Genomic DNA, 8,688 nt, shown 5'->3' on the forward strand with positions numbered 1-8,688 from the left:
CTGTGACCCCTCTCGCTGGTTATCGGCATCAATGACTTTTTGGCGCAGGTCTACAGAGTACGCTTTCATTTAGTTTCCGTTCAAGTTTACTCTTTAACTGTATTATATTCAATCAGGAACTGCTGTAACCCTGATTTGTCACTCTGGGCAAGGAAAAAGCGAACTAAAGCTTGAAAACCTCTGAACTGTATGGCTTTCAATCCTAATTTCCTAACAAATGACTTAATTTGGAGCGACTTTACTAAAATCCCTATGCCTAGCAGCTTCCATATTTTACTTTCCCGAAAGTGACAAATGAGGGGTAAGTCGCCAATTTTTATTAGCTCTAAAATCCCCTGACGAATGTACGGACTTAATAAACGTGTCACCAGGAGCAAGTCTTGCTTCATCAGTATTGCTAAGTCTCTTAGCGTCCTTTCTCCATCAACAATTTTAATTAAAGTCTGGTACACCGGAGCGGAAGTATGCTGTTGTAGTTGCTGTGGTTGCCTCAACAATACGGCGGCATTGGGCGATAATTTTTCTAAGCCTGCTTTGCACCATTGTTCCCAAGCTTGCTTAGAGTAGGCGATCGCGTGTTGGGGATTCAGTAATGTTAAAGAGGTATTTAAAGCATTTTGGCGATCGCACTCAAAGGTTAATTTACCTAGCGCTTCTTGCTGTAGCAAATCAAACAATACTTCTGTAACGGTATTGCGAATTACCCTGACTGCTTCATCTCCTTTGATTTCCTGCTTTTTTACTAAGCTAATCAAGAGTTGATATTCCTCTAGATCTCATTTTCCGGTTGAAAAGCTATGCTTTTGGCTATCAATTTGAGGGCAATACTGAGCTAAGAGTCTTCGCCAACGCTTGAGCAAATGTATTCCCCCCGTTGCCCAAATCAATCGCCCTAGGCAAAAGTACAAACTCCATTGCTGATTGTCCGTAGCTACTATGTGTAGCCTGCCTGTAAGCTGCTTTTGTTGACAGATTTCTATCTGGTTAGTGAGGCTATCGGTAGTTGAAGCATTAGCAGTCATCGCAGAGCTAGAATTTGTCAGTGCAATTAACAGTTTCTATTATTATTCTCATTTTTCACGGTGGCAAGCAAAATAATTTTCCGAGCGCAAATAACCTTAGCTCTTGTTTATGTAATTACTTGCTGCTACAATCATATATTTGGCAAACTTTAAGCATAATTAGTAGATACAGGAAAATTCATGTCCCGATACAGAGGACCACGGTTAAGAATCATCCGTCGCTTAGGCGACTTACCAGGATTGACGCGCAAGAGTGCTAGACGAGCTTACCCACCAGGTCAGCATGGACAAAACCGCAAAAAGCGATCGGAATACGCCGTTCGTCTAGAAGAAAAGCAAAAGCTGCGCATGAACTACGGTTTAACTGAAAAGCAAATGCTGCGGTACGTGCGCCGAGCAAGACGAGTTACTGGCTCTACCGGGCAAGTATTGCTACAACTATTAGAAATGCGTTTAGACAATACGGTATTTCGGTTAGGGATGGCTCCCACAATTCCTGCCGCTCGTCAATTGGTAAATCACGGTCACGTGACAGTCAATGGTCGTGTAGTTGACATTGCAAGTTATCAATGTCGCCCTGGAGAAGTTGTTGGAGTCAAAGATAGAGACGCATCGCGCAAGTTGGTAGAAGCTAATTTGCAGTATCCAGGTTTAGCGAATTTGCCCAGTCATCTAGAATTTGATAAAGCCAAAATGGTGGGCAAAGTCAATAGCTTAGTAGAGCGCGAATGGGTGGCGTTGCAAGTAAACGAACTACTGGTTGTTGAGTATTATTCAAGACAAGCTTAGTCTTCTATTGGCTACAACCACCGTGCGGCTGCGGTGAGCCATTTACAGAATTGTCATATTTTTGAGCAAGCTTCCTAAATCCGTTAATTAGGGAGCTTGTTTGATTTAATGGCGGACTACAGTTTTACTTGGGTTCTTGCTTGCCAAAAAATCAAACTACATATCAAAAATTTAGTTGCCCACAAGGCACTCAAAAATTGATAGTTAAAAGCCAAATACGGGTATGTTGAGAAGAAATATGAGGCGGAGCATATTTTTATGGCTGCGATTCCCGAATCATTGCTAAAGACTGGATTGATGGCGTTAGAACAAGGTGACTTCGAGCAGGCGATCACTTTATTAGAAGTTGTTTGTCAAAGTCCCTCCCAATCCCCAGCTACTAAAATTCAAGCCCAGAAGGGTTTAATCGTCGCTTATATAGGTAGGGGAGAAGACGTTCGCGCAAGTTCTTTATTGCAAATTCTCGCTCAAAGTCGCGAGGCTCAAGCTAGAGCATGGGCTGTTACTAATTATCCTCAACTTGTAAAAGCTCCAACCACCGACCCAACAGGATTTGTAGCCTTTGAAACGGTATCTAAATCTACGCTTGGGCAGCAAGCAGACAAGGATGAAGATAACAAAACTGAGCCTGTCGTCTTTGAGGCGGCTGCAAGCACGCCTAGACAGCCAGAAGCAGACAAGCAGGAAAATTTATTAGCACCTGCACCTTTTGCATGGCGAAACGCACCCAGAGCAAAACAATGGCAACCAATAAACGAAGTCAATTTAATACCTTTGTGGCTACTGATTGCAGGTAGTGCGATCGCGCTTTTTTGGCTGATCCGGGAGGTATTGAGGTTTGTCATGCTCTTTACTAACGATTTATTAGTTAAATTGCCGTATTTAGAGCCATTTCAACCTTTTTATCACGATCCTTCAAACTTGCTCGGTCTATTGCTGCTACTATTGGCACTTTTATCTCCCTGGCTGCTAGATCTTCTATTGCAGTTAAATTATGACAGCCAACCTTTATCTATAGGTCAGCTTGCCAAATCTAGCCCCGAATCTAGCCTCTTATTACAACGCTTTTGCCGCCAGCAAGGTTGGCGTTTGCCTCGGTTAGTTATTTTACCTATTTCTGTACCCGTTGCTTTTACTTATGGCAACCTCCGACGTACGGCTCGAATTGTCGTTACTCAAGGATTACTCGAACAATTAGCAGAAGACGAAATTGCTAGTATTTATGCTGCGCAACTCGGACATATTGTTTGCTGGGATTTTGCCCTTATGTCCCTATTTATGCTAGTAACTCAAAGCTTTTATATAATCTATTGCCAAGTAGCAACATGGGGAGACAGCACTACTAATTCAATTACCAAAATCGCGGCGGCGACAATTTCTAGCACTGCTTACGGGTTATGGTGGTTGCTTTGTCTTCCAGCTTTAGGGTTATCTCAGTTACGAATCTATTACAGCGATCGCGTTGCTGTGAATATCACTGGCAATCCAAACGGGTTGACTCGCGCTTTGCTCAAAATTGCGATCGGCATCACTAAAGATGTGCAGCAAAAAGAATGCACTAGCCCTCTGCTGGAAAGTTTCAATTTGTTTATACCTATAGGCTTCTACCAAGCTATTACTTTAGGCAGTTGCTCGGCGCAAATTGAGGCGGTTTTGGCTTGGGATTGTCTCAATCCTTATCGGTATATACTTGCTATCAACAATACTCATCCTTTGATGGGCGATCGCTTACAACGTTTAAATGCTTTTGCTCAATATTGGCATCTAGAAACACTAAATTTCTCTACTCGCCCAGCACCAACTTTGCAAAGCTTGTTTCAAATGCGATCTCTATTTACGAGTAGATCTTTATTGCAATTTGCGGCGGTTGTGGGACTTGTTTTTGGTTTAGTGTGTGGGGGGTTAGCTTGGCTAATTGGGGCAATTGCTCTTGTAATCTGGATTCCGCAACTGGCTTGGATGTACGGCGACTGGTTACTGATTAAAGCTTTTATGCCTGTTTGTTTAAGTATTAGTCTATTTTTGCGAATAAATTTTTTGTTTCCAGATATTACCCCGGCGGCGCTCCGCGCTACTCCAAGTTTAGCCGATCAATTGGCAAATTCTAAAGCTTTACCTGTCGATAGTAATCCTGTGCGTTTGCAAGGTAAGCTCTTGGGGCGACGGGGTATAGCTAATTGGTTGGGACAAGATTTATTACTTAATTCTGCCCAAGGTCTAGTTAAGCTGCATTACTCGTCTCCCTTGGGTTCTATTGGTAATATATTTTATCGGCAATCGCTCAATCCAACAGATTTGCTAGGACGACATATTTTAGTTACTGGCTGGTTTCGTCGCAGTGCTACAAGTTGGATAGACCTTCATACTTTACAAACTCAAACTGGCAAAGTTAGCCATAGTTCTCAGCCGCTTTGGGCTACTATTGCAGCAAGCGCGATCGCTCTATACGGTACTGCCGCAATCATTGCGGGCAAATAAAGTATAAAGATTTATAACAATTTTTAATAAAAATGTTATATTTAGTTATAGCAATTATCAATTATCCAAAACAAGCGCAACTATCAATTAATTGCACCTACTAACCTGCATTCAGTCCAATTAGCAAATACCCGCATTTAGAAAGATGGAATTCTTCAGAGTAGAACGCAAGTATTGCTAAAGGCGGAATTATATGCAATTAGCTACCTTAGCCGCCCTGAGCGTGATATTGTAAAAAATAGTGTCACCCTTACAGGTAAGTAACCTTGAAAGTGTTACTCATGACAAAAAGGTGCTCGCCGCAATAGAGCGCAAAAAGAAAAAGCAGTTGTCAAGTCAAAATCTTTACAGGAGATCGATAACTGAAATCCTGAATTAACAAACAGTACCTGTAATGTATAGATTAGCTAGATAAAATTTAAAAATTAGTTAGTGGCAGCATATGTCAACCTCAATTTATTATCAGCCAATCTAAACTAAATGGTTCGATGCCAAGTTATTTTCATGTCAATTTGTAGAGGAATACTTCATGTCAGTTCGTTTATATATTGGTAATCTGCCCAAAGAAGAAGTAGAGCGTCAAGACCTGCAAGCGGTTTTTGCAGAGGAAGGCGATTCAGTGGTTACTAAAGTAATTAAAGACCGCAAAACAGGCAAATGTCGCGGTTTTGGCTTTGTAACTGTCAATGATGACGAACACGCTGACAAAATAATTGAAAAATTCAATGGTTATTTATTTAAAGATACACCCATAAAAATAGAGAAGGCTCTACCTCGTACCAAAGCAGACGAAGAAGGCGAACAACGCCCAGACAGTGATAGTAGTGATAGCCCAACAAGTAGCGGCAATATAGACAAACCCGTCCCCAATCGCCGTAGCAGTAACAACAACAATAAAAAATCTCGTCGCCCAGGTAGCAGCACGACAACTTCTACTAGCGAAAGTACCGAAGGCGTACAGCCAGATCCTCGCTGGGCGGCGGACTTAGAAAAGCTCAAGCAAATGTTGGCAGCACAAACTACTAATGGGTAGTAAAGTGTTCAAGATTGGCTATTAATACTAACTTGTGGCTCTTAAAAGCACCTTGTCTCTGCCCAGATTAATCGCTGGGCAGAGGTACTTCTAGCCAGGTTTCTAAATGCGATCGCAATTGACGAGCAAAGTCTGAGCGTTGGTCAAATCTTTCGGTACGAGTAGGTTTACGCTCTTTGTCCAACGCCCAGCCATAATCGCTACTAAGCCGGAGTTTGTTTTGCCAGTCGGCGACCGACACTACTAGCTGTGGTGCGGGGCTATTGTCGCCGTCACTGACCGTAAATACATAATTGAAGTTATTTTGTTTAGCCGCCGCAATTGTTGAAGGTTCTCCACATACACTTTCTAAACGCGATCGCACTTTTTCGACTAAATCCCCATCACCAATGTCTTCTAGCGGTCGTACTGCCAGCGTTAAAGCAAAGTAAAAGTCTTCAATTGGCACAAATTCTAATTGCATAGCTGTATCTTAATAACCTATTAAACTCTTTATTATTGGCTTCATAAATTGAGTAGAAACTGTTGAAGCAAAGTCATGAAGCCGATTGTATTAATTTCACTTATCTCAACTATAAGATAAAGTGTAAGTAGTATTACTTTTACTGCTTTATAATCAACGCATAGAAGTTTACGCCAATAAGGGAAATATTAACCTTAAAACAATTTAAATATATAGTTATTGAGGGATTGACAAAACTTTACAAATGCACTTCATTAGGCTAAAAAAATCCTAAGACAGATCGAATAGTCCCCAAGATATTTCCCGCAGGGGATGCCTAAAACCCAAGTCAAAATTACATTAACGTATAGGATTAAAAAACATCCTGCCCACTAAAGGAACCCGCCCAGAGCGACCTCTATATAAATTTAATCAAAATCCGGTAATTATCAGCTATGAGTACCTCAAATCGAAAGCACATTGCCCTAATATCAGTTCACGGCGATCCTGCAATTGAAATTGGGAAAGAAGAAGCTGGGGGACAAAATGTCTATGTGCGTCAAGTGGGTGAAGCTCTAGCTAAACTCGGTTGGCAAGTAGATATGTTTACCCGCAAAGCCAACGCCGAGCAAGCCGCAATAGTCGAACACGCACCTAACTGTAGAACAATTCGCTTAGTAGCTGGACCCGAAGAATTTGTACCGAGGGATAATATATTTCCCTACGCTCAAGAATTCGTCCAACAAATCCTTAAGTTTCAACAAGAATCGGGAATCAAATATTCTTTAGTACACACCAATTATTGGATATCTGCCTGGGTAGGAATGCAGTTAAAGAAAATCCAAGGCAGCAAACAAATTCATACTTATCATTCCTTGGGTTACGTCAAATACAAATCAGTTTCGACAATTCCACTAATCGCTAAAACTCGTTTGGACGTTGAGAAAGCAGTATTAGAAACGGCAGAAAGTATTGTTGCCACAAGTCCGCAAGAAAAAGTTCATATGCGGGACCTAGTATCGAAAAAAGGAAACATTGATATTATTCCTTGCGGCACAGATATCCATCGTTTTGGTTCGGTAACTAGATTACAAGCAAGACAAGAATTAGGTATAGATCCTGAATCATCAGTGATTTTATACGTAGGCAGATTTGATAGCCGTAAAGGGATTGAAACATTAGTTAGAGCCGTAGGTCAATCGCAACTACGCGGCAAAAAAGACCTAAAATTGATAATTGGTGGCGGTTCTCGTCCTGGACAAAGCGACGGTTTAGAACGCGATCGCATTGAAAGTATTGTTAAAGAGCTAGGGATGACCGATATTACTACCTTCCCCGGTCGCTTGGGAGACGACATACTGCACAATTACTATGCGGCGGCGGATATGTGCGTAGTTCCCAGCCACTACGAACCTTTTGGGTTGGTCGCTATTGAAGCAATGGCAAGTGCTACCCCAGTGATTGCTAGTGATGTTGGTGGATTGCAGTTTACTGTAGTTCCTGAGGAAACAGGATTACTTGCACCGCCCAAAAATGATGCTGCTTTTGCCGCAGCTATTGATCGCATTCTCTCTTTATCTCCAGAAGAACGCGAAGAAATGGGTAAGGCTGCTAGAAGACGGGTAGAGACAATGTTTAGTTGGGAAGGTGTAGCATCTCAATTAGGCGAACTTTATACCAATATATTGCAGCCAAAAACCCTTGCAACAGTTAAGTCAAAAGAAGCTGTCAGCGCTTAATTATATCTGCGTCGAGATTGCCTAGTGGTGTAGTAGTGTTGTCTATTTTGTTCTACAAAACTCGTTTCCGTCCAATATTTGTTGGGTGGAGGAGGTAGATGTAAGTATACAAGTTCTGGACATCGGGCTAAAAACCGCCCGTCTTGCAGATATCGTTCGATGATATCTTGATCCTCGCCACCCCAGCCGACAAAGGTCTGATCCCAGCCACCAATGTCTAAAAGGCGATCGCGTTTAAAAAAAGGCACAACTCCAAATCTTTCTTGGTGTATTAGTTGCTTCCACAGCGCGGTAGGTTGGTCTTCGCGAGCGATCGCTGTTTGATTAATTGATTGGACATCTGTAGTTTTACTTTCTAGCATAACTCTATAGCCTGCAACCAGTAGTTGCAGCGACTGCTGGGCTATCTTTAGTTGCTGCGATAAGGTTTGATTCAAAGGAATCAGGTCTACATCAAAAGGTGCAATAAATTCACCGGATGCTAGAGATAGTCCGAGGTTCAAGGCTTTAGTTTTATGAAATGCACCCGTGCAAGGCAAATGAACGTACTTAATATTCGTGTCAACAAGTTCTGCCAAAATCCACGCTGAGAGCGACTTATCAGCTTCTACAATCAAAAGTTCCCATTCAGTTATTTCTTGCTGCGATTTCCACCAAGCAAGTTGAATTTTTAGACGACTTTCTCGTTGGCGGTAGGTAACAAGTAGGGATAATTTCACAGGATTGACCTATTAAACTAAATCCTTAAAGAATTTGGTAGCTGATAAGTAACAATGCAGGGTTTTAGGGGGTTAGGAGTTTTTACTTGTAAGTCGCCTAACAAAGCTCCTTGAGATAGAGACGATAGACAAGTAGTAATGTTCCGGTCGCGAGTTTGGCTTGGTTGGATACTACAGTAGCGATTGCGCTTAGTGTCATCGTGGGAGAGGTGAATTACTTTGCCATCACTAACAATTTTGATACCTAGAAGTTTAACCCGGATCAATAAGTCTTGATCTTCCCAACCCCAGCCCGTAAAAATTTCGGTAGTGCGTCAAATAAACGTGGGATTGGTAGAGTAGAGGGGATCTCTCATCTGCAACTCGTCCATGCAATGCCCTTTGTGTGATCATTCTAAAGCCCATAAACACGGCAAGATGCCCAACGGACATCAACGCTATCTCTGTCCTGTTTGCCAACAGACGT

The 8,688-nt window shown here is 42.0% G+C and carries 10 protein-coding genes; 5 read left to right on the plus strand and 5 right to left on the minus strand.

Features of this window, described 5'->3' with window-relative positions:
- Nucleotides 1-86: 86 nt before the first annotated feature.
- Entirely contained in the window at nucleotides 87-755 is a 669-nt protein-coding gene (locus tag AC2VE5_RS22490; protein ID WP_486889905.1) for a hypothetical protein, read from the minus strand.
- A gap of 21 nt (nucleotides 756-776) precedes the next feature.
- Entirely contained in the window at nucleotides 777-1,022 is a 246-nt protein-coding gene (locus AC2VE5_RS22495) for a hypothetical protein (RefSeq protein ID WP_486889906.1), read from the minus strand.
- A 180-nt stretch (nucleotides 1,023-1,202) separates the two neighbouring features.
- Here AC2VE5_RS22495 and rpsD point away from each other — a divergent pair, with 180 nt between their 5' ends.
- The 3 genes from rpsD (at nucleotide 1,203) to AC2VE5_RS22510 (ending at nucleotide 5,322) form a co-directional block, all read left to right on the plus strand.
- On the plus strand, nucleotides 1,203-1,811 hold the full coding sequence (gene rpsD, locus AC2VE5_RS22500; protein WP_486889907.1) for a 30S ribosomal protein S4: 609 nt from the start codon (nucleotides 1,203-1,205) through the stop codon (nucleotides 1,809-1,811).
- A gap of 258 nt (nucleotides 1,812-2,069) precedes the next feature.
- Complete coding sequence (locus AC2VE5_RS22505) at nucleotides 2,070-4,289, plus strand: M48 family metallopeptidase (RefSeq protein WP_486889908.1); 2,220 nt, start codon at nucleotides 2,070-2,072, stop codon at nucleotides 4,287-4,289.
- Between the two features lie 529 nt (nucleotides 4,290-4,818).
- The gene (locus AC2VE5_RS22510) at nucleotides 4,819-5,322 is read left to right on the plus strand and encodes an RNA recognition motif domain-containing protein (protein ID WP_486889909.1); all 504 of its coding nucleotides are present in this window, start codon (nucleotides 4,819-4,821) and stop codon (nucleotides 5,320-5,322) included.
- Between the two features lie 67 nt (nucleotides 5,323-5,389).
- Here the strand turns inward: AC2VE5_RS22510 and AC2VE5_RS22515 are convergent, their stop codons facing one another.
- The gene (locus AC2VE5_RS22515) at nucleotides 5,390-5,785 is read right to left on the minus strand and encodes a hypothetical protein (RefSeq protein WP_486889910.1); all 396 of its coding nucleotides are present in this window, start codon (nucleotides 5,783-5,785) and stop codon (nucleotides 5,390-5,392) included.
- Nucleotides 5,786-6,219: 434 nt separating this feature from the next.
- Between AC2VE5_RS22515 and AC2VE5_RS22520 the strand changes: the two genes are divergently transcribed.
- Nucleotides 6,220-7,503 carry a glycosyltransferase family 4 protein gene (locus AC2VE5_RS22520; protein ID WP_486889911.1) on the plus strand — a complete coding sequence of 428 codons (1,284 nt, stop codon included), beginning with the start codon at nucleotides 6,220-6,222 and terminating at the stop codon, nucleotides 7,501-7,503.
- Here the strand turns inward: AC2VE5_RS22520 and AC2VE5_RS22525 are convergent.
- The gene (locus AC2VE5_RS22525; protein WP_486889912.1) at nucleotides 7,500-8,222 is read right to left on the minus strand and encodes a galactosyltransferase-related protein; all 723 of its coding nucleotides are present in this window, start codon (nucleotides 8,220-8,222) and stop codon (nucleotides 7,500-7,502) included. The genes AC2VE5_RS22520 and AC2VE5_RS22525 overlap by 4 nt on opposite strands.
- A gap of 17 nt (nucleotides 8,223-8,239) precedes the next feature.
- Nucleotides 8,240-8,488, minus strand: a complete 249-nt coding sequence (locus AC2VE5_RS22530; protein ID WP_486889913.1) for a hypothetical protein — start codon at nucleotides 8,486-8,488, stop codon at nucleotides 8,240-8,242.
- Nucleotides 8,489-8,591: 103 nt separating this feature from the next.
- Between AC2VE5_RS22530 and AC2VE5_RS22535 the strand changes: the two genes are divergently transcribed.
- Nucleotides 8,592-8,688: IS1/IS1595 family N-terminal zinc-binding domain-containing protein (locus tag AC2VE5_RS22535; protein WP_486886923.1), on the plus strand; the 97-nt coding region annotated here is incomplete at its 3' end.

The organism is Aliterella sp. E5.1, from assembly GCF_057473825.1.

Coding starts and splice junctions, on each gene's coding strand:
- AC2VE5_RS22510 (WP_486889909.1), top strand. CDS start 4,819: ATGTCAGTTCGTTTATATATTGGTAATCTGCCCAAAGAAGAAGTAGAG.
- rpsD (WP_486889907.1), top strand. CDS start 1,203: ATGTCCCGATACAGAGGACCACGGTTAAGAATCATCCGTCGCTTAGGC.
- AC2VE5_RS22520 (WP_486889911.1), top strand. CDS start 6,220: ATGAGTACCTCAAATCGAAAGCACATTGCCCTAATATCAGTTCACGGC.
- AC2VE5_RS22515 (WP_486889910.1), bottom strand. CDS start 5,785: ATGCAATTAGAATTTGTGCCAATTGAAGACTTTTACTTTGCTTTAACG.
- AC2VE5_RS22505 (WP_486889908.1), top strand. CDS start 2,070: ATGGCTGCGATTCCCGAATCATTGCTAAAGACTGGATTGATGGCGTTA.
- AC2VE5_RS22495 (WP_486889906.1), bottom strand. CDS start 1,022: ATGACTGCTAATGCTTCAACTACCGATAGCCTCACTAACCAGATAGAA.